Annotated in this window: 17 protein-coding genes; 9 read left to right on the plus strand and 8 right to left on the minus strand. The window is 70.6% G+C overall.

The genetic code is table 11. The annotated features are described in order from the left end of the window. Positions 1-95: 95 nt before the first annotated feature. Genes ACNPQM_RS18825 through ACNPQM_RS18840 form a run of 4 tightly spaced genes read right to left on the minus strand, consistent with a single transcriptional unit; the run spans position 96 to position 3,605 of the window. Entirely contained in the window at positions 96-971 is an 876-nt protein-coding gene (locus ACNPQM_RS18825) for a 1,4-dihydroxy-6-naphthoate synthase (RefSeq protein WP_418084897.1), read from the minus strand. Further along, positions 955-1,650: a futalosine hydrolase gene (locus ACNPQM_RS18830; RefSeq protein WP_418084898.1), complete on the minus strand. Its 696-nt coding sequence runs from the start codon at positions 1,648-1,650 to the stop codon at positions 955-957. Before ACNPQM_RS18830 ends, ACNPQM_RS18825 begins: the two co-directional genes overlap by 17 nt. A 29-nt stretch (positions 1,651-1,679) precedes the next feature. After that, on the minus strand, positions 1,680-2,162 hold the full coding sequence (locus ACNPQM_RS18835) for a DUF2771 domain-containing protein (RefSeq protein WP_418084899.1): 483 nt from the start codon (positions 2,160-2,162) through the stop codon (positions 1,680-1,682). Between the two features lie 27 nt (positions 2,163-2,189). Next, the gene (locus tag ACNPQM_RS18840; protein WP_418084900.1) at positions 2,190-3,605 is read right to left on the minus strand and encodes an MFS transporter; all 1,416 of its coding nucleotides are present in this window, start codon (positions 3,603-3,605) and stop codon (positions 2,190-2,192) included. Between the two features lie 395 nt (positions 3,606-4,000). Between ACNPQM_RS18840 and ACNPQM_RS18845 the strand changes: the two genes are divergently transcribed. The 4 genes from ACNPQM_RS18845 (at position 4,001) to ACNPQM_RS18860 (ending at position 10,937) form a co-directional block, all read left to right on the plus strand. Beyond that, positions 4,001-4,936, plus strand: coding sequence for a DUF3027 domain-containing protein (locus ACNPQM_RS18845; RefSeq protein WP_358862355.1), 936 nt, complete (start codon positions 4,001-4,003; stop codon positions 4,934-4,936). 637 nt (positions 4,937-5,573) lie between these two features. Further along, positions 5,574-8,834 (plus strand): sacsin N-terminal ATP-binding-like domain-containing protein, encoded by a 3,261-nt coding sequence (locus tag ACNPQM_RS18850; protein WP_418084961.1) that lies wholly within the window; start codon positions 5,574-5,576, stop codon positions 8,832-8,834. Positions 8,835-9,022: 188 nt separating this feature from the next. Continuing rightward, the gene (locus tag ACNPQM_RS18855; protein ID WP_418084901.1) at positions 9,023-9,958 is read left to right on the plus strand and encodes a hypothetical protein; all 936 of its coding nucleotides are present in this window, start codon (positions 9,023-9,025) and stop codon (positions 9,956-9,958) included. Positions 9,959-10,163: 205 nt separating this feature from the next. After that, positions 10,164-10,937: a DUF5707 domain-containing protein gene (locus ACNPQM_RS18860; RefSeq protein WP_418084902.1), complete on the plus strand. Its 774-nt coding sequence runs from the start codon at positions 10,164-10,166 to the stop codon at positions 10,935-10,937. Between the two features lie 3 nt (positions 10,938-10,940). Here ACNPQM_RS18860 and ACNPQM_RS18865 read toward each other — a convergent pair whose 3' ends face one another. Both ACNPQM_RS18865 and ACNPQM_RS18870 read right to left on the minus strand, forming a co-directional pair. Further along, positions 10,941-13,409, minus strand: a complete 2,469-nt coding sequence (locus tag ACNPQM_RS18865) for an HAD-IC family P-type ATPase (RefSeq protein WP_418084903.1) — start codon at positions 13,407-13,409, stop codon at positions 10,941-10,943. Between the two features lie 96 nt (positions 13,410-13,505). Beyond that, on the minus strand, positions 13,506-13,805 hold the full coding sequence (locus tag ACNPQM_RS18870; protein WP_418084904.1) for a DUF2530 domain-containing protein: 300 nt from the start codon (positions 13,803-13,805) through the stop codon (positions 13,506-13,508). Positions 13,806-13,992: 187 nt separating this feature from the next. Between ACNPQM_RS18870 and ACNPQM_RS18875 the strand changes: the two genes are divergently transcribed. Then, entirely contained in the window at positions 13,993-15,447 is a 1,455-nt protein-coding gene (locus ACNPQM_RS18875) for an NCS2 family permease (protein ID WP_418084905.1), read from the plus strand. Here the strand turns inward: ACNPQM_RS18875 and ACNPQM_RS18880 are convergent. Next, on the minus strand, positions 15,440-15,679 hold the full coding sequence (locus tag ACNPQM_RS18880; RefSeq protein WP_418084906.1) for a hypothetical protein: 240 nt from the start codon (positions 15,677-15,679) through the stop codon (positions 15,440-15,442). The genes ACNPQM_RS18875 and ACNPQM_RS18880 overlap by 8 nt on opposite strands. A gap of 85 nt (positions 15,680-15,764) precedes the next feature. Here ACNPQM_RS18880 and ACNPQM_RS18885 point away from each other — a divergent pair, with 85 nt between their 5' ends. Both ACNPQM_RS18885 and ACNPQM_RS18890 read left to right on the plus strand, forming a co-directional pair. After that, the gene (locus tag ACNPQM_RS18885) at positions 15,765-16,205 is read left to right on the plus strand and encodes a MarR family winged helix-turn-helix transcriptional regulator (RefSeq protein ID WP_358862348.1); all 441 of its coding nucleotides are present in this window, start codon (positions 15,765-15,767) and stop codon (positions 16,203-16,205) included. Between the two features lie 82 nt (positions 16,206-16,287). Next, positions 16,288-17,622, plus strand: coding sequence for an MFS transporter (locus ACNPQM_RS18890; protein WP_358862347.1), 1,335 nt, complete (start codon positions 16,288-16,290; stop codon positions 17,620-17,622). 76 nt (positions 17,623-17,698) lie between these two features. Here ACNPQM_RS18890 and ACNPQM_RS18895 read toward each other — a convergent pair whose 3' ends face one another. Next, a complete protein-coding gene (locus ACNPQM_RS18895; RefSeq protein ID WP_418084907.1) occupies positions 17,699-17,845 on the minus strand; it encodes a hypothetical protein in 147 nt (48 codons plus the stop codon). A 118-nt stretch (positions 17,846-17,963) separates the two neighbouring features. Here ACNPQM_RS18895 and thpR point away from each other — a divergent pair, with 118 nt between their 5' ends. Then, positions 17,964-18,527 carry an RNA 2',3'-cyclic phosphodiesterase gene (thpR, locus tag ACNPQM_RS18900; RefSeq protein ID WP_418084962.1) on the plus strand — a complete coding sequence of 188 codons (564 nt, stop codon included), beginning with the start codon at positions 17,964-17,966 and terminating at the stop codon, positions 18,525-18,527. Between the two features lie 253 nt (positions 18,528-18,780). After that, on the plus strand, positions 18,781-19,776 hold the full coding sequence (locus ACNPQM_RS18905; protein ID WP_418084908.1) for an aldo/keto reductase: 996 nt from the start codon (positions 18,781-18,783) through the stop codon (positions 19,774-19,776). The last annotated feature ends 83 nt before the right edge of the window (positions 19,777-19,859 follow it).

Raw genomic sequence — 19,859 nt, forward strand, 5'->3', positions numbered from 1 at the left:
ACGGGACTTTCGAAACACGCCCCGGACGGCAAAGCTTGCTGGGAGGGGCACCAGTGTCCCTCCCGGCAGCGGGCGTCCGGCCGTAACCCGTTACGTCAGGCGAACGACAGAGCGTCCGGGCCGAGGGGCGGCACCAGCCCCTCGGCCGCCGCGCGCGTGAGCAGCCCGCGGACCGCCGCATAGCCGTTCTCGCCGAGGTCGGCGGTGAACTCGTTCACGTACAGCCCGATGTGCTGGTCGGCGACGGCCGGGTCCATCTCCTGGGCGTGCTCCAGCACGTACGGCCGTGACATCTCCGGGTCGTCCCACGCCATCCGTACCGACGTGCGGATCGACTCGGCCAGCAGCTTCAGCGTCTCCGCGCCCAGTGACCGCTTGGCGATGATCGCGCCGAGCGGGATCGGCAGCCCGGTCGTCGCCTCCCAGTGCTCGCCCATGTCGGCGAGGCTGTGCAGCCCGTAGTTCCGGTACGTGAAACGCGCCTCGTGGATGACGAGACCGGCGTCCACCTTCCCGTCCCGTACGGCGGGCATGATCTCGTCGAACGGCATGACGACGATCTCGCCGACATCGCCCTGCAGGACATCCGCCGCCCAGAGCCGGAACAGCAGATACGCGGTGGAACGCTCGCTCGGGACGGCGACGGTCTTTCCCGTCAGATCCGTACCCGGCTCCTTCGTCAGGACGAGCGGCCCGCAGCCGCGGCCCAGGGCACCGCCGCAGGGCAGCAGGGCGTACTCCTCCAGGACCCAGGGCAGCACCGCGTACGACACCTTCAGCACGTCCAGCTCGCCGCGCTCGGCCATGCCGTTCGTGATGTCGATGTCGGCGAAGGTGACATCGAGGGCGGGCGCGCCGGGGACCCTGCCGTGCGCCCAGGCGTCGAAGACGAAGGTGTCGTTCGGGCACGGCGAGAAGGCGATCTTCACAGCGGTGCCGGGCGTCGGGGTGCCCTCAGTCGAGTCGGTCATGCTGGGTCCAACCTTCCAGTACGGGGGTGAGCTTCCCGAACGCGTCGGTGAGCGCGGCCAGCGCGTCGCCGATGCGCCAGGCGTCCCGGTCGCGCGGGCCGACGGCATTCGACACGGCCCGGATCTCCAGCACCGGTACGCGCAGCCGGTCGGCTGCCTCGGCGACCCCGAAGCCCTCCATGGCCTCGGCGACGGCGTCCGGGTGCGCGCCGCGGAGGGCGGCGGCGCGGGCGGCGCTGCCGGTCACGGTGGAGACGGTGAGGATGTCGCCGGTGACCGCGCCGGTCGCGGCGGCCACGTCCCGTACCAGGGCCGGCGGAGGCTCGAACCGGTCCTGGCCGAAGCCCAGGGCGGTGACGGGCACGAACCCGTCGGGGGTCTCCGCGCCCAGATCGGCGGCGACGATCGCGCTCGCCACGACGAGGGAGCCGACCGGGGCGCCGGGCGCGAACCCGCCGCCGATACCGGCGGAGACCACCAGGCCGTAGGACCCGGAGGCAAGTCCGAACGCGGCGGCCGCGGCCGCGGCCGCCGGACCGGCGCCGCCCGCGAGGACATCGACACCGCCGGCGCGGTGCAGCTCGGCGCCCGGTGCCCGGACCACCTCCGGTCCGTCCGTGAACGCACGCGTGACCGCGTCCCGTTCCACCGGGACAGCGGTCACGACGAGCACACGCACGGGGAGGGTCCTCCCGGGTCGGGAGGGGGTCAGTTGGTCTTCACGAAGGTGAAGTGCCAGATGCCCGTGAGCTTCTTGCCCGTGGTCTCCACGATGCTGATCTCCGTCTTGTTCGCGGTCGCACCGGTCTGGCTGGAGAAGAAGGCGCTGCCCGGGATGGACCGGTAGGTCTTCTTGTACGGCTCCTGCTCGGCCTGCTGGCCGTTGATGAACAGGGTCCAGCCGTTGTCAGCGATCTTCGGGTCGACGCCGAAGCGGACCTTGTCGTCCATCGCGACCTTGACGGTGTTCTCGGCCTTCTTGTTGTTCAGGCAGCCCTGGATCAGCGACTCCTTGATGGCGTTGCCGTCGTTGTAGCAGGTTGCCTCGGCACTCACCGAGGTGTCGCCGACCGTCACGGTGGCGAGCGGCGTCGGCTTTTCGCAGGCGGACAGGACAAGGAGTCCCGCGGATACGGCACCAAGAGCGACGCCGATTCGACGGCCCTTACCGGAGAAGAACGCAACGGTCATGGGCCGAAGGCTATCGGTCGCTCCCGCTCACGCCACGCGGGGGTGCGGCGAGCCGCGCCGAGCCGCACCCAGCAGACCCCGTACGGAGGCTGCCGCACCGAGGGCGAGGATCCCCGCAGCGACCGACATTCCCAGTACGCCGTTGAGGGGGAGGACGATGCCGATACCGCCGCCGATCACCCAGGCCATCTGGAGCAGTGTCTCGGACCGGGCGAACGCCGACGCGCGGACCTCCTCGGGCACGTCGCGCTGGATCATCGCGTCCAGCGACAGCTTGGACAGTGCCTGGGTGAAACCCGCCACAGCGCCGAGCGCGGCGACCGTCACGGTGGAGAAGAAGACCGCGGCGAGGACGGCGACACCGAGCGCCAGACCCAGCATCGAGGCGATGATCGCCTCCGGGCCGCGGGCCCGGAGCCAGGAGCCCATCGCCGTGCCGAGGGCATTGCCGACCCCGGCTGCGACACCGACGATGCCGAGCGAGACGGCTGCGCTCTGCCCGGCGAGCGGGTGCACCCGCAGCAGGAACGCCAGGAAGAAGATCAGGAAGCCGGAGAGCGCGCGGTGCGCGGCGTTGGCCTGGAGCCCATGCAGGACGGACGGCCCGACGGTCCGCAGCCCCGGCCGCTTCTCCTTGTTTCCGTTGGCCCTGGCCCCGCCGTTCTTGCCGTCGGCCCCGGTGCGGACGGGGGACTGATGGCTGTGCGGCTTGACCAGCTGGGCGCGGCGTTCGCCCTTCGCCGAGTCGACCTTGCGGGGCAGCGTGAACGCGAGAACGGTGCCGCCGGTGAAGATCAGACACGCGCCGTAGAGCGGCCAGGGCGCCCCGATGGTCTGCAGCCCGGCCCCGATCGGCGCCGCCACGCCCGTGGCCAGAAGCCCGGCCAGGGTGACCCGGGAATTGGCCTTCACCAGGGAGAAACGGGGTGGCAGCAGGCGTGGCACGACCGCGCTGCGCACGACCCCGTACGCCTTCGAGGCGACCAGCACGCCCAGTGCGGCCGGATACAGCTCCAGGCCGCCCGTGGCGACCGCGCCCGACATCGTGAGCGCGAGCACCGCACGTGCCAGCATGGCGCCCGCCATCGCGGCGCGGCGGCCGTGCGGCAGACGGTCCAGGAGCGGGCCGATGACCGGGGCGAGGAGGGTGAACGGCGCCATCGTCACGGCGAGGTACAGGGCGACGCGGCCGCGCGCCTCGTCCGTCGGGACGGAGAAGAACACGGTCGACGCGAGCGCCACCGTGACCATCACGTCGCCCGCGCCGTTCACGGCGTGCAGCTCGATCAGTTTGCCGAGTCCGGACTCGCCGGCCCCGTGGGCGTGCGTCGCCTTGCGGATTCCTTTCGCGGTGCCGGTGAACGGCGTGTGCAGGGCATGACCGATCGACCGGGCCGTCCTGCGGAGCGGGCCGGACCCGTTGTGCGACCTGGCGGAAGCCACCCCGACATAGTGCCCCAGTCACTGCGGTAACGAACCGAGAACGGTACGGGTCTCGGGGTTCGCCGCCCTGTCGGGTCAGCGGGCACCCTGCCGACAGGGCATTCCTGTGACTGCTCGGCCCGGACACCGCGGTGGATACCCCATCGTTTGGGACGGGAGGTGGGCGGGGAGCTGCGGAGAGGGTAGCGTGCGTAGCGCGCCCCCGGCGGTTGTTCTTGGCCGCGCGCCTCTCGGCGATCCCGCAGAATGGATAGCAGAAGGCGCGCCCGAGGCAGGCACAACGGGTGCGGACGTCGACGCGGCCCCCAGGTCCGCTCCGCCCGCGACCGTCATGGCCGAAATCGATGGATCTGCTGGCGCACTCGTGAGACGGCGTATGGAGAGAAGCGAGACCTGTGAGTGCTGCTACGACGCGAAGCCGTACTGCCCGTACCCCTGCCCCCGACCGTCTGTGCGCCGAGGCGGTAGACCTCGCGCGCGCGGCGGCCGAGGAAGTGGCCGCGCCGGGGGAGGTCGGTGAGCACGTGGGCCTGGTCTCCGAGGGGGACCGGGTCGTCACGCACTACTTCGAGTGCAAGGAGCCCGGCTACAAGGGCTGGCGTTGGGCGGCGACGGTCGCCAGGGCCTCCCGTGCCAAGGTCGTCACGCTCGACGAGGCGGTACTGCTGCCGGGGACCGACGCGCTGCTGGCTCCCGAGTGGGTGCCATGGAGCGAGCGGCTGCGGCCCGGCGACATGGGACCCGGTGATCTGCTGCCGACGGAGGCGGAGGATCTGCGTCTGGAGCCGGGGTACAGCGGCGAGGACGAGCCGGCGCCGAACTCGGTGGCCTCCGAGATGTCGGAGGAGATGGCCGACCTCGTCGACGCGGAGGACGCGGAACTCACCACGCGCCCGGAGACGACGAGGCGCGGCTCCATCGCCGCGCTCGCGGAAGAGCTCGGCATGCGGCGGGCACGGGTGCTGTCCCGGTACGGGCTGCATGCCGCGGCCGACCGCTGGGACGAGGCATTCGGCCCGAAGACGCCGATGGCTCAGGCGGCACCGGCATCCTGTGTCACCTGCGCCTTCCTGGTGCCGCTGGCGGGTTCGCTGCGGCAGGCGTTCGGCGTGTGCGCGAACGAGTTCGGCCCGGCGGACGGTCATGTTGTCTCCCTGTCGTACGGCTGCGGTGGGCACTCGGAGGCAGCGGTGATGCCGAAGCCGCCGAAGCCGGCGCCGCACGCGCTGGACACGATGCAGGTGGACGAGTACCCGCTGCGCCCGGCGCGGGACAGCGGATCGGTCCCGGTGGAACCGGATGAGCCGTCGGAGGACCTGGGCCACTCCTGACGCTTCTGGTCGCTGGGGTCCGGGTTTGCGGTACCCGGGGGTCGCGCGCGGCGGCTCCGGGGCTCCCGGTGGGTGCTTTGTCCTCAGGCGCCGGACGGGCTGGATGTGGCCTGGGTTGCGCGCTGCGGTGCGGCCTCGGGGCTTCCGACGGGTGTGTTGTCCTCAAGCGCCGGACGGGCTGAGTGGGGCCGGGGTGCGGTCTTCGGGGGCGGAATCGAGCCCGGTCCGGCGACTGAGGGCAAGGCGCCGAGGACCAGTGCCGCGGCAGGCAACGTTCGCCCCGTCGCGACGCCCGGCACGCCGAGAGCACGCACCGGACGCCGCTCCTTCACGGGCAATCGTTGCCTGCCGCGGCACTAGCCGGGTTCGCGGCCCCGCCGTCGTTTTCGGCTCGCCGAGAAGGTCCCCCGTGCCCTGAAGGCGACGTGACCCGGGCGGCGCCGTGCCGGGGGCATTTCACGCCTGCCCGGCGAAGGCGGACAAGGGCGGCGCCCCGACGCCACGCCACGCAGGATTGCCGGTCGCGGTACCTTCGGGCGCACACTGGCGGCACGGGTGTACGCGCACGCAGGCGCGCACACACCCCTGCCGTACACGGGTAACGCGTCACCGGACAGAGCGGAGTCAGAGCGTGAGCATGAATGCGACCGAGGGGGCCGATCCGTTCGGGACGGCACGGCTGCGGCGCGGCGTGCTCGACGCCTGGGGCGCCGGTCCGGCCCGGTTCCGGGAGGACGCCAACGCCGAGGAGGACCTCGCGCTCGGCGGGTACCGCGACCGCCTCGTCGTCGAGCTCGCCCAGAACGCCGCCGATGCGGCCGCCCGCGCCGGCGTCCCCGGCCGGCTCCGTCTCACCCTTCACCCCGCCTCGGACACCGGACCCGCCGTCCTCGCCGCCGCCAACACCGGCGCCCCCCTCGACGCCACCGGCGTCGAATCGCTCAGCACGCTCCGTGCCTCCGCCAAGCGCGAGGGGCACGAGTCCGCCGTCGGCAGGTTCGGCGTCGGGTTCGCCGCTGTCCTCGCGGTCAGCGACGAGCCCGCCGTCATCGGCCGGCACGGCGGCGTCCGCTGGTCCCTCGCCGAGGCCCGTGACCTGGCCCGCGAGGCCGCCGTCGGCAGCCCGGGCCTCGGTGACGAACTCCGCCGCCGCGACGGCCACGTACCGCTGCTGCGTCTTCCGCTGCCCGCCGAGGGCACCGCACCGGACGGGTACGACACCGTCGTCGTCCTGCCGCTGCGCGACGGCGTCGCCGAGGACCTCGTCGGACGGCTGCTCGCCGCCGTCGACGACGCGCTCCTCCTGACGCTCGGCGGTCTCGAAGAGGTCGTCATCGACACCCCCGAGGACCTACGGACGCTGCGCCGCTCCCAGCACGGCCCGTACACACACATCGACGACTCCGCATACGGCACGAACCGCTGGCGCACCGTCGCCCAGCACGGGCCGATCGAGCCGGCCCTGCTTGCCGACCGCCCACTGGAGGAACGGCTGCGCCCCCATTGGTCGGTGACCTGGGCGGTGCCCGTGGACGTGGAAGGGGCGCCGGTGTACCCCCGTACCGCCCCCGTCGTCCACGCGCCGACCCCCACCGACGAGCCCCTCGGCGTTCCCGCCCTGCTCATCGCGTCACTGCCGCTCGACACCACCCGCCGTCACCCCGCGCCCGGCCCGCTCACCGACTTCCTGGTGCAGCGCGCGGCCGACGCGTACGCCGAACTGCTCGCCGACTGGCATCCGGTGTCCATCGCCACTCTCGACCTCGTGCCCGGCCCGCTCGGCAAGGGCGCGCTGGACGGTGCCGTGCGCGGCGCGATCCTGGACCGGCTGTCGCGCGTCGCGTTCCTGGAGCCCGCCGCTCCGCGCGACGCCGCCGCCGAACCCGAGCAGTGGGACGCCTGGGACGCCGGGACGGAGAGCGTCCGGGTGGCCACCACCGCGCTGCGGCCGATCGAGGCAGAGGTCGTGGAGGGGGTGGGCGCCGAGACCGTTCAGGTGCTTGCCGAGGTGCTGCCGTGCCTGCTGCCCGCGGGACTTGAGCGCCGGAGCGAACTGCGTACCCTCGGTGTCGCCCGGGTCCCGCTGACCGAGGCGATCGACCGGCTCGCCGGTCTGGAGCGCGAACCCGCCTGGTGGCAGCGGCTGTACGAGAGCCTGTCGGGAATCGACCCCGACCGGCTGTCCGGACTCCCGGTCCCGCTGGCCGGAGCGGTGGAGAACGCGGTGGGCGCCCCGGACATCGCGCCACCCCGCACCGCAATCGGCCCCCGCCAGGTTCTCCTGCCGCTCCCCGACGCCCTCACCGGCCCGGTCCTGGGCCAGCTGGCCCGGCTCGGGCTGAAGGTCGCGCATCCGGATGCCGCCCATCCGCTCCTGGAGAAGCTGGGCGCCCTGCCCGCCACCCCGCGCGCGGTGCTGACGACCCCGCAGGTGCGTGCGGCCGTCGCCGGTTCGCTGGACGCCGGGGAGGTGTGGGACGAGGACGCGCTGGACGCGGAAGAGCTCGCGGACACCGTCCTCACGCTCGTCCAGGACGCCGGCCTCGAGCCGGGCGACGAACCCTGGCTCGGTGCCCTGGCCCTCCCCGACGAGGACGGTGAGCCCACACCCGCCGGTGAACTCGTGCTGCCGGGAAGCCCGTTCGCGAGCATCATGCGCGAGGACGAACTCGCGCTCTGCGACGAGGAGCTGGCGGACCGCTGGGGTGAGCAGCCGCTGACCGCCTGCGGGGTGCTGGCCACCTTCGCGCTCGTCCGGGCCACCGATGTCGTCCTCGACCCCGACGAACTGGATCCACGCGAAGGCGACTTCGCCGAACCCGACGACGCGGGACTGCTCGACGCCGTCGACGTGTGGTGCGAGGACATTCTCGACCAGCTGCAATTGAGTCTGCCGCCGCGCAGCGGTGACGACGAGGGATGGTGGTCGGGCGACGGGCGGGTCTCCGTGCCGCCGGTCGCCACCGAACTCGTCGCCGTCCGCGACCTGGACCTCGTCGACGACGACGCCTGGCCGCAGGCACTCGCCCTGCTCTCCCGGCCGCCGCTGCGCGACGCGCTGACCCAGCCGGTGCGGGTGCTGCTCCCGGACGGCACGACCCAATCCGTGCGCCCGTACACCGCCTGGTGGCTGCGCGACCACCCGGTGCTCGACGGCCGCCGCCCGGCGGGGCTGCGGGCCGCGGGCGGCGACCCGCGGCTGTCCGGACTGTACGACTCCACCGATGCGACCGGCTTCGACGACGCCCAGGTGCTGCATGCCCTCGGTGTACGGACCTCCGTCGCCGCGCTCCTCGACGAGCCGGGCGGTGCGGCGGAACTCCTCGGCCGGCTCGCGGACGAGGACCGTCCGGTCGGGGCCGTACAACTCCACGAGCTGTACACGGCGCTGGCCGATCTCGACCCGGAACAGGTCACGCTGCCCGACGAGCTGCGGGCCGTGGTCGACGGCGAGGTACGGGTCGTCGACGCGGCCGACGCGCTGATCGCGGACGCCCCCGACCTGCTTCCGCTGACGGGCAGTCTGCCGCTCCTGCCGGTGGCCCCGGCGCGCGCCGCGGAATTGGCCGAGCTGTTCCAGGTGCGGCGGCTCGGCGAGACCGTCGAGGCGGAGGTGACGACGGACGGCGAGGAGCACCAGGTGCCGGAGTCGGTACGGATCCTGCTCGGCGCCGGTACCCCGGACACGTACGTCGAACACGGCGAACTCCGCGCGGGCGGCGTCGAACTGGACTGGCGCCGCACCCCGGACGGGACCGTCCACGCCTCGACGCTGGAGGGTGTCGCGGCGGGGCTGGCCTGGGCGGCGGGCCAGTGGCCGCGCCGTTTCGAGGTCGCGGCTCTGCTGCAGGATCCCTCGCGCACGGAGGAGTTGGCGCGCGACCGCTGGTTCGACTGACGGGGCGGAGGGGCGGAACGCGTCAATACCCGGGCAGGATCACGCATTCGCAAAAATCCCCACGGGCCATACAACCGTTCACCCGTCCCAGGAGTCTCGATCTGTGAAGTCACCAGGCTTCACAGACGACCTTGGGTCCGGGAACGGACGACCTCCGCGGGCCCCTTCTCCACATTGGGGAATGAAACATGCGTATTCGTGCCACCGTGGCCGCTGTAACCGGCGCCCTGGCTCTCTCCGCCCTCGTCGTTCCGTCTGCGGCTCAGGCCGCCGACGCGCACCACTCCACCACCCTCGATGCCGCGCGCGCCGCTCAGGCCGCGTCCGGCGCGCAGTCCGGTGCGAAGTCCGGCGCGCGCTCCGTCACCGCCGCCGGGACCGTCGGCGCCCCGCTCGACCTGACCTTCTCGAAGCTCACCGTGAACGGCGGCAAGCCGATCGCCGTGGGTACCTCCGGCACGAAGACCGTGGCGACCACGTACACCGTGACGCACGCCGCCGACGTGGACATCTTCGGCGCCGACTTCTTCCTCGACGTCGCGCTCTACCGCGGTTCGTTCAACGTTCCGACGAACGAGCTCTACGGCGCCAAGCCCCCCACCTGCAAGGCCGTCTCCTCGACGGTCGCCACCTGCAAGGGGCAGATCGCCATCTCGCCGTACTACGACCTCATCGGCAACGCCGACGCCACGACGTGGAAGGCGATGGGCTTCGCCGTCGACTACAACGGCCAGGACCCGACCAACCCCGACCCCAACCAGATCGACTTCGCGGTTCAGGACGGCCTGGGTACCGCCAAGCTCCAGCGCTTCTCGAAGCTGACGGTCAACGCCGCTCCGGAGCCCGTGAAGAAGGGCAAGACCGTCACGATCACCGGGAAGCTCTCCCGTGCGAACTGGGACGACCTGGCCTACCACGGCTACGCGGGCCAGCCGGTGAAGCTCCAGTTCCGCAAGAAGGGCACCTCCACCTACACCACGCTGAAGACGATCAAGTCGAGCAGCACCGGCACCCTGAAGACCACGAGCACGGCCAAGGTCGACGGCTACTGGCGCTACAGCTTCGCCGGCACGTCCACCACCCCGGCCGTCTCCGCCGCGGGTGACTACGTCGACGTGCGGTAGTTCCACGCCTGATTGCAGGCTCGGACCACACGTGGTCCACACGAGAAGCGGGATCTCCGGAAGGGGGTCCCGCTTCTCGTGCCCCCACCCCAGGCGTCCCCGTCCGGCCCGCCGGGTCCGCGGACGCACTGACCCATCGGGTCCCGCCGCGGCCGGAGCCACCACGCCACCTGCCCGGCGGACCCCTTTCTCCACCGGAGAAGACATGCGTATTCGTGCCACTGTCGCCGCCGCGTCCGGCACCCTGATCCTGTCCGCCCTCGCCGTCCCGGCCGCGCACGCGGCGACGGCGGACCCCGTCATCTCCAAGGTCGCCGTCAACGGCGGCAAGAACACCGTCCTGGGTACGACGGCAGCGAAGACCATCACCGTGTCGGTCACCGCCTCGCACGCCTCCGGCATAGCCGACGGCTGGGTGATCCTGTGGCACGGGAAGAACCCGGACGAAGGCATGGACGGCGCGCTGCTGCCGAACGAGGAGGAAGCGACCTGCAAGGCAGCGAGCGCCACCACCTCCACCTGCTCGTACACCATCACGATCGACCCGAAGGCCGATCTGACGAAGAACGCGCTGGCCGGCTCCTGGCACGTCCTCGCCGGCGCGGAGGCCAAGGACGGCTCCAGCACGTCCTACGACTCCTACACCACGGCGAAGATCCAGCGGCTGTCGAAGCTGACGGTCAACGCCTCCCCGGAGCCCGTCAAGAAGGGCAGGACCATCACGGTCACGGGCAAGCTGTCGCGCGCCAACTGGGAGACGCACGCCTACGCGGGCTACTCCGGTCAGGCGGTCAAGCTCCAGTTCCGCAAGAAGACCGGCTCCACGTACACCACGGTGAAGACGATCAAGTCGAGCAGCACCGGCAGCCTGAAGACCACGGTCACCGCCTCGGTCGACGGCTACTGGCGCTACAGCTTCGCCGGTACGTCCACCACCCCGGCCGTCACCACCGCCGGTGACTTCGTCGACGTGCGGTAGCAGCTACGCGGGGAAGCGGCGGCTGATCAGTCTCCAGGTGAGCTCCAGGGCAGCCGCCGCCACCACCGCGATCGCCACCGCCGTCCACGGCATGACCGCGCCCACCAGCCTCAGCGCGAAGAAGTTCTGCAGCCAAGGCACCACCAGCACGACCAGGAACGCCGCTCCCATCGACGCGACCAGGACGATCCGCCACCACGTGTACGGCCGGGCGATGATCGCGAGCACCCACATCGAGACCAGGAACAGCGTGAGCGTCGCCACGCTGGTCTCCGCGTCCAGCGCACCTGCCCCCGTGTAGTAGTGCCGGGCGATCATGTACGTCACGAAGGTGGCGATGCCCGCGATGAGGCCGGAGGGCACCGAGTACCGCATGACTCTGCGGACGAAGTGCGGCTGGGCCCGCTCCTTGTTGGGCGCGAGGGCCAGGAAGAACGCCGGGACGCCGATCGTCAGCGTCGACAGCAGGGTCAGATGCCGGGGCAGGAACGGGTACTCGACCTGGAAGCAGACCACCAGGATCGCCAGCAGCACCGAGTACACGGTCTTCGTCAGGAACAGGGTCGCGACCCGGGTGATGTTGCCGATCACCCGGCGGCCCTCCGCGACCACCGACGGCAGCGTCGCGAAGCTGTTGTTCAGCAGGACGATCTGGGCCACGGCGCGTGTCGCCTCGGAGCCCGAACCCATCGAGACGCCGATGTCGGCGTCCTTCAGCGCCAGCACGTCGTTGACCCCGTCGCCCGTCATCGCGACCGTGTGTCCGCGGGACTGGAGGGCGGCGACCATCTCACGCTTCTGCTGCGGGCTGACCCGGCCGAAGACCGCGTTCTCCTCCATGGCCGTGGCCATCTCGTCCGGGTCCGTGGGCAGTCGGCGCGCGTCCAGCGTGTGCTCGGCGCCGGGCAGACCGAGCTTGCCCGCGACCGCGCCGACCGAGACGGCGTTGTCCCCGGAGATGACCTTCGTGGCGACCCGTTGGTCGGCGAAGTAGCGCAGCGTGTCCCCGGCGTCCGGCCGCAGCCGCTGCTCCAGCACGATCAGCGCGGTCGGTACGGCCCGGTGGGCGATCTCCGGCTCCGCCAGTCTGCCCTCGGCGCGCGCCAGCAGCAGCACCCGCAGCCCCTGCTCGTTGAGCTGCTCGATCTCGTCGAGCGCCGGGTCCTGGTTCGGGAGGAGCACATCGGGCGCGCCGAGCAGCCAGGTCGACGACCGCCCGTCGGCCTCGACGAACGCGGCGCCGCTGTACTTGCGTGCCGAGGAGAACGGCAGTGCCTCCGTGCACCGCCATGCCTCGCCGTTCGGGGACGGGTACGCGTCGATGATTGCCTGCAGGCTGGCGTTGGGCCGCGGATCGGATGCGCCGAGGGACCTCAGCACCCGGCGTATGTACGGGTCGTCCGCGCCGTTCAGCGCCCGCACCTCGGTGACGTCCATCCCGCCCTCGGTGAGCGTGCCGGTCTTGTCCAGGCAGACGACGTCGACCCGGGCGAGACCCTCGATGGCGGGCAGCTCCTGCACGAGGCACTGCTTGCGGCCGAGCCGGATGACACCGATCGCGAAGGCGACCGAGGTGAGCAGGACCAGGCCCTCGGGGACCATCGGGACGATGCCGCCCACGGTGCGGGCGATCGAGTCCTGGACGTTGCTGTTGTGGACGACGAGCTGGCTGATGATGAGGCCGATCGCGGCCGGCACCATCATCCAGGTGACGTACTTGAGGATCATGCTGATGCCGCTGCGCAGCTCGGACTGGACGAGTGTGAAGCGGGAGGCCTCTTCGGCGAGCTGCGCGGCGTAGGCCTCGCGGCCGACTTTGGTGGCGGAGAACGCGCCGCCGCCCGCGACGACGAAGCTGCCGGACATCACCGGGTCGCCCGCCTGCTTCAGTACGGGGTCGGCCTCGCCGGTGAGCAGGGACTCGTCGATCTCCAGGTTGTCGGTCTCGGCCACCGTGCCGTCGACCACGACCTTGTCGCCGGGTCCGAGTTCGATGAGATCGCCGAGGACGATCTCGGAGGTGGAGATCTCGGCCGCGACCCCGTCGCGACGGACCGTGGGTTTCACTTCGCCGATGACCGCGAGGCTGTCGAGGGTCTTCTTGGCGCGCCACTCCTGGAAGATGCCGATGCCTGTGTTGGCGATGATCACGAAGCCGAAGAGGCTGTCCTGGATCGGCGCGACGGACAGCATGATCAGCCAGAGCACGCCGATGATCAGGTTGAACCGGGTGAAGACGTTGGCGCGGACGATCTCGCGCATGGAGCGGGACGAGCGGACGGGTACGTCGTTGACCTCGCCGCGGGCGATCCGCTCGGCCACCTCGGCCGCGGTCAGCCCCCTCGCGCGGACGGCCGGGGCGGGAAGCTTCATCGGGTGGACCGGGTCGAGCTCGGAGCCGGCGTCGATCCTGGCCGGCCGGGGCCGGCCGGGTGTGTGCTCCCCGGAGGAGCGAAGTGCCCTCTGCGTCATGGTTCCGACGGTACGGGTAGAACATCCGGTTCACCCGTCGGGGGGTTGAAGATCAGACCGGAGGAGGAGCGGAATGGTCCTTGGGTGGCACGGAATTCAGGGCCGGCCCTGACCTTCGGCGGTGGTGCCGGACGCGTCGGCCCGTCCGGCCGCGGCGGCTGCCCGCTTGATCGCCGCGTCGCGCCCCCGCACGTACCAGATACCGATCAGTCCGAGCCCGGCACCGGCCAGACACGTCCAGATCCACCATGCGTGACCGTGGTCGTCGAACCAGCCGTAGAACGGCAGCTGCACAAGGAAGAGGACGAACCAGAGGATCGTGCCGCCGGTGATGGTGGCGACGACGGGCCCCTCCAGGGGCTCGGGTGCCTCGTGTGTCGGTGTCCACTTCGCCATGGGCTCAGTCTATGCGGCCCGTATGCAAAGCCCCTCGGGCTAGTCGGCCCATGGGTCTACGCGCGGAGATAGCGATCTTCGCCTTATGTATTCATACTGAATCTGCTTATGGCTGGCTCGATTTATTCGTGTAAAAGTCCAAAGCTGACCATTCTTTTCTCCTTTCTACGTACGACTGAGGTCATACATGTCCCCCTCGGCCACCGCTCCGGTCGCCTCCAAGCAGCCTGCGGCTCCGCAGCCGCACGGCAGCCTGGATCGTTTCTTCAAGATCTCCGAGCGGGGGTCGTCGGTCGCGCGCGAGATCCGTGGCGGATTCGCCACGTTCTTCGCGATGGCGTACATCATCGTGCTGAACCCGATCATCCTCGGCAGCGCGAAGGACATGTACGGGCACCAGCTCAACGGCGGCCAGCTGGTCACCGCCACCGTGCTGACCGCCGCGTTGTCCACGCTCCTGATGGGTGTCATCGGCAACGTGCCGATCGCGCTGGCCGCGGGCCTCGGCGTCAACACCGTCGTCGCCCTCCAGCTCGCCCCCCGGATGAGCTGGCCGGACGCGATGGGCATGGTCGTCCTCGCGGGCATCGTCGTCATGCTGCTGGTCGCGACCGGGCTGCGCGAGCGCGTGATGAACGCGGTACCGACGTCGCTCCGCAAGGGCATCGCCATCGGTATCGGTCTCTTCATCCTGCTGATCGGTCTGGTCGACTCGGGCTTCGTCTCCCGCATCCCGGACGCCGCGCACACCACCGTGCCGCTCCAGCTCGGCAGCGGCGGCCACCTCCATGGCTGGCCGGTCCTGGTCTTCGTCCTCGGCGCGCTGCTCACCCTCGCGCTGATCGTCCGCAAGGTTCCGGGCGCGATCCTCATCTCCATCGTCTCGATGACGGTCGTCGCGCTGATCATCAACGCGGTCGCCGATCTGCCGGGCGAGGCGTGGGGTCTGACCGTGCCGCAGTGGCCGGGCAATCCGGTCGCCACCCCCGACTTCGGGCTGATCGGCCACGTCAGCCTGTTCGGCGGCTTCGACAAGGTCGGTGTGCTCACCGGCATCCTGTTCGTCTTCACCGTGCTGCTGTCCTGCTTCTTCGACGCGATGGGCACCATCCTCGGCGTCGGCGACGAGGCCAAGCTGATGGACAAGGACGGCAACTTCCCCGGCATGAACAAGGTGCTGTTCGTGGACGGCATCGCCGTCGCCGCGGGCGGTGCGAGCTCCGCCTCCGCGGGAACCTGCTTCGTGGAGTCCACCGCGGGCGTCGGCGAGGGCGCCCGCACCGGTTTCGCGAGCGTGATCACCGGCCTGCTGTTCACGGGGGCACTGTTCCTGACGCCGCTGGCGACCATGGTCCCGTCGCAGGCGGCCACCCCGGCGCTGCTGGCCGTCGGCTTCCTGATCATCGCGGGTTCGGTGCGGGACATCGACTGGAGCGACTACACGCTCGCCATCCCGGCCTTCCTGGCCATGGTGATGATGCCGTTCACCTACTCGATCACCAACGGCATCGGCGTCGGCTTCATCGCCTTCTCCGTGCTGCGGGTCGCGGCCGGGCGCTGGCGCGAGGTGCCGGTGGCCATGTACGTCGTGTCGGCGGTCTTCGTCTTCTACTACGCGATGCCGTCTCTCGGCCTCACGTGACCTCTTCCGCCCCGTAGAACTTCTGCGTCTCGTCGACGGCCGTCTTGAAGCGCTCGTCGAAGTCGTCCCGAATGAGCGTCCGGACCACATAGTCCTGGACGCTCATTCCGCGTTTGGCGGCGTGCTGCCGGAGCCGGTTGAGCAGCTCACCGTCAAGCCGCAGGCTGAGCACTGTCGATCCCATGGCAAGCAGGGTCAGGCCTCCGAGGTCGCTTGTCGTCACTTTCCGCATCCAACTCACTCGTTCGGGTGAGCGATCTGGTGCGCGTGTACCACCGAATGGTCTTTAGAAAGGGTAATGAGTTACCCTAATGAACATGCCTGACCTGATCCACGACGGCGACAGTGCGGCCGCCGTGAACTCCCTTCGCTCCGCCGTGATGCTGCTGGGCCGACGCCTCAAGCACCAGCGCGTCGACGAGTCGCTGAGCCCCACCGAGATGTCGGTGCTCGGCACGCTCGCCCGCTGTGGTTCCGCCACTCCCGGTGAGCTGGCCCGCAAGGAGCACGTGCAGCCTCCGTCGATGACCCGCATCGTCGCGCTGCTGGAGGCCAAGGGGCTGGTCAGACTGGAACCGCACCCCGATGACCGTCGTCAGAAGATGGTCAGCCAGACCGAGCAGGCCGAAGCCATGCTCGAGGAGAGCCGCTCCAAGCGGAACGCCTGGCTGGCCACTCTCGCCGAGGGCCTGGACGAGGAAGAGTGGGAGACGCTGCGCAAGGCCGCGCCCGTACTGGAGAAGCTCGCCCACCTGTAGCGGCGGTACCGGACCACGGTCCGGTACCGCCGTCACTGCCTCGTCAGTCAGTGAAAAGTCCACGCCGAGGAGGCGAACCCTTTTGAGTACGGGATCCGGAGCAGACTCCGCCCCCGCACCGACGTCCACCCACGAGAGCAAGCCCGGCGGGACCTTCTCGTCGCTGAAGATCCGCAACTACCGCCTGTTCGCCACGGGCGCCGTGATCTCCAACACCGGTACCTGGATGTCCCGCATCACGCAGGACTGGCTCGTCCTGAGCCTCACCGGGTCCGCCGCCGCCGTCGGCATCACCACGGCCCTCCAGTTTCTTCCCATGCTGCTCTTCGGCCTGTACGGCGGCGTCATCGCCGACCGGCTCCCGAAGCGCAAGCTCCTCCTCGTCAGCCAGGCCGCGCTCGGTCTCTGCGGCATCGCCCTCGCCGTCCTCACGCTCTCCGGAGTCGTCCAGGTCTGGCACGTCTACCTGATCGCCTTCCTTCTCGGCATGGTCACGGTCGTCGACAACCCGGCCCGCCAGTCGTTCGTCTCCGAGATGGTCGGCCCGGCCCAGCTGCGCAACGCGGTCAGCCTGAACTCGGCCAACTTCCAGTCCGCCCGGCTCATCGGCCCCGCCGTCGCCGGTGTCCTGATCACCACCGTCGGCAGCGGCTGGGCGTTCATGTTCAACGGTCTGTCGTTCCTCGCCCCGCTCATCGGTCTGCTGATGATGCGTACCGGCGAACTGCACAAGGCGGTCGTCGTGCCGCGCGCCAAGGGGCAGCTGCGCGAGGGGCTGCGCTATGTCTCCGGCCGCCCCGAGCTGATCTGGCCGATCGTCCTCGTCGGCTTCGTCGGCACGTTCGGCTTCAACTTCCCGATCTGGCTCACCGCCTTCGCGGATGAGATCTTCCACGGCGGCGCCGGGATGTACTCGTTCTTCAACATCCTCATGGCCGCCGGCTCCCTGGCCGGCGCCCTGCTCGCCGCCCGCCGCCGCTCCTCGCGGCTGCGGATGCTGGTGGCGGCGGGCACCGCGTTCGGTCTCCTGGAGATCATCGCGTCCCTGTCGCCGTCCGTCTGGCTCTTCGCGATTCTGCTGGTCCCGATCGGCATGATCGGCCTGACGACCAACATCATCGCCAACACCAGCGTCCAGATGGCGGCAGACCCGGCCGTCCGCGGCCGGGTGATGAGCCTGTACATGATGGTCTTCGTCGGGGGTACGCCGGTGGGCGCCCCGGTCGTGGGCTGGATCAGCGACGCGTACGGCGTCCGGACCGCCATGGCGGTCGGCGGCGCGTTCTCGCTGCTGGCCGCGCTCGGCGTCGGCTTCATGCTGGCCCGGGTCGGCGGCCTGCGCCTCAAGGTCGACCTGCGGCCGGGCCACCCGCATGTGCGGTTCGTCCCGCGCGAGCAGCTGGCGACGGCGGCCTGAGGCCGGTCCGTCACGGACGTGACAGGGCCCCGACCGGTGAACCTGCCGCTCGGGGCCGCTGCATGTGCGGAGTACGTCAGTCGCGTGGGAACTCGTCGGTTCGCAGGGTGATACCGGCGGAGGTGTCGGTGAGGTCGATGTCTGTGCCGAAAAGCACGGCGAACATGGAGTCCAGAGTCCGCTCGTCGCGCTCTTCGGCCATCTCGATCCTGTCGGTGTCCACGACGGTCATCGTGCCGCGCCTCGCCGCTGCCGTGCGGGCGCGGGGCAGCCGCTCATACAACGATACGCACGGTGACCGGGACACGCCGCTACGGTGCGACACTCGGTTCATGAGCCGCATGAGACTGTTCGTCGCCGTCCTGCCGCCCGACACCGCCATCGCGGAGCTCCGCCGTGCCGTCGCCCCGCTGCACAGCCTTCCGGGCGCCCGTGGCCTGCGCTGGACCGGAACCGACGCATGGCACTTCACGCTCGCCTTCCTCGGTGTGGTCGACGACGCGCTGCTGCCCGATCTGCACGAGCGGCTGGCGCGCGCCGCCGGTCACACCGAGCGGTTCCCGCTGCGCATCCACCGCGGCGGCCGGTTCGACGGCCATGTGCTCTGGGCCGGGGCCGCGGGCGGCCTCGACACGCTGAGACTCCTCGCCGAGCGCGCCGACGCCGCCGCCCGCCGCGCCGGCGTGCCGATGGACGAGCACCGCCGTTACACCCCGCACCTCACCCTCGCCCGCAGCCGCGCCGAGGCGGACCTGCGCCCCTATCTGGAGGCACTGGACACCTTCGAGGGCACACCGTGGGAGGTCGGCGAGGTCGCTCTCGTACGCAGCAATCTGCCGGTCTCCGGGGTACCGGGGGAGCAGCCGCGGTACGAGGTGGTCGCATCCTGGCCGCTGGGACGCTGAGCGGTGCGGTTAGGCTCGACGGGTGGACCCGAAGACCAGAAACCGCATCATGGCGGCCGTGCTCGTGCTGATGTTCGCCGTCGTCGCCGTGGCAGCCGCGCTCGGCGGCTGAGCGGCCGGCACCGGCTCCCGTCAGGCGAGCCCCAACCCCTGGGCGGTCTCCCTCGCGAACGCCTCGGGGTTGTCCAGCATGATGTTGTGCGTCCACCGGCCCCTTGCCTCGAGCGGACTCGAAGGCGTTGGCTTGGTGCCCATGAAGTACACGCAGCTCGGACGCACCGGACTCGAAGTCAGCCGACTTGTCCTCGGCACCATGAATTTCGGCCCGCAGACCAATGAGGCCGACAGTCACGCGATCATGGACGCCGCGCTGGACGCGGGCGTCAACTTCTTCGACACCGCCAATGTCTACGGCTGGGGCGAGAACAAGGGCCGTACCGAGGAGATCCTCGGCACCTGGTTCGCCCAGGGCGGCGAACGCCGCGACAAGGTCGTTCTCGCCACCAAGGTGTACGGGAACATGGCCGCGGAAGGCGATGCCTGGCCCAACCACCACAAGCTCTCCGCCCTCAACATCCGGCGGGCCGTCGACGCCAGCCTCAAGCGGCTGCAGACCGACCACATCGACCTGTACCAGTTCCACCACATCGACCGCTCCACCCCGGTCGAGGAGATCTGGCAGGCCATCGACGTACTGATCCAGCAGGGCAAGATCCTCTACGCCGGCTCGTCCAACTTCGCCGGCTGGAAGATCGCCCAGACCAACGAGACCGCCCGGCGCCTCGGTTCGTACGGCCTGGTCAGCGAGCAGTGCCTCTACAACCTCGCCGAGCGCCGCGCCGAGATGGAGGTCATCCCGGCCGCGCAGGAGTACGGACTCGGTGTCATCCCGTGGTCCCCGCTGCACGGCGGACTGCTCGGCGGTGTGATCCGCAAGGAGCGCGAGGGAGGCGCGGCCCGTTCGACGTCCGGCCGGTCCGCGGACGCGCTCGCCAACACCACGGTGCGGGCGCAGATCCAGGCGTACGAGGACCTGCTCGACAAGCACGGCCTGGAGCCGGGCGAGGTGGGGCTGGCCTGGCTGCTGACCCGCCCGGGCGTGACGGGACCGATCTCCGGCCCGCGCACGCGGGAGCAGCTGGACTCGGCGGTGCGCGCGGTGGACCTCGATCTGTCGGACGAGGTGCTCGCGTCCCTGGACGAGATCTTCCCGGGCCCGGGTCCGTCGCCGGAGGCCTTCGCCTGGTAGGCGACGCGGCCGGCGGAACGCCTGAGCCCGGCTCTGCGACACAGGTGCGCGGAGCCGGGCTCAGGTCATGCGGGTACGTCAGT

It is taken from the genome of Streptomyces sp. NPDC056231 (assembly GCF_048270745.1).
In the GTDB taxonomy this organism is placed as follows: Bacteria; Actinomycetota; Actinomycetes; order Streptomycetales; family Streptomycetaceae; genus Streptomyces.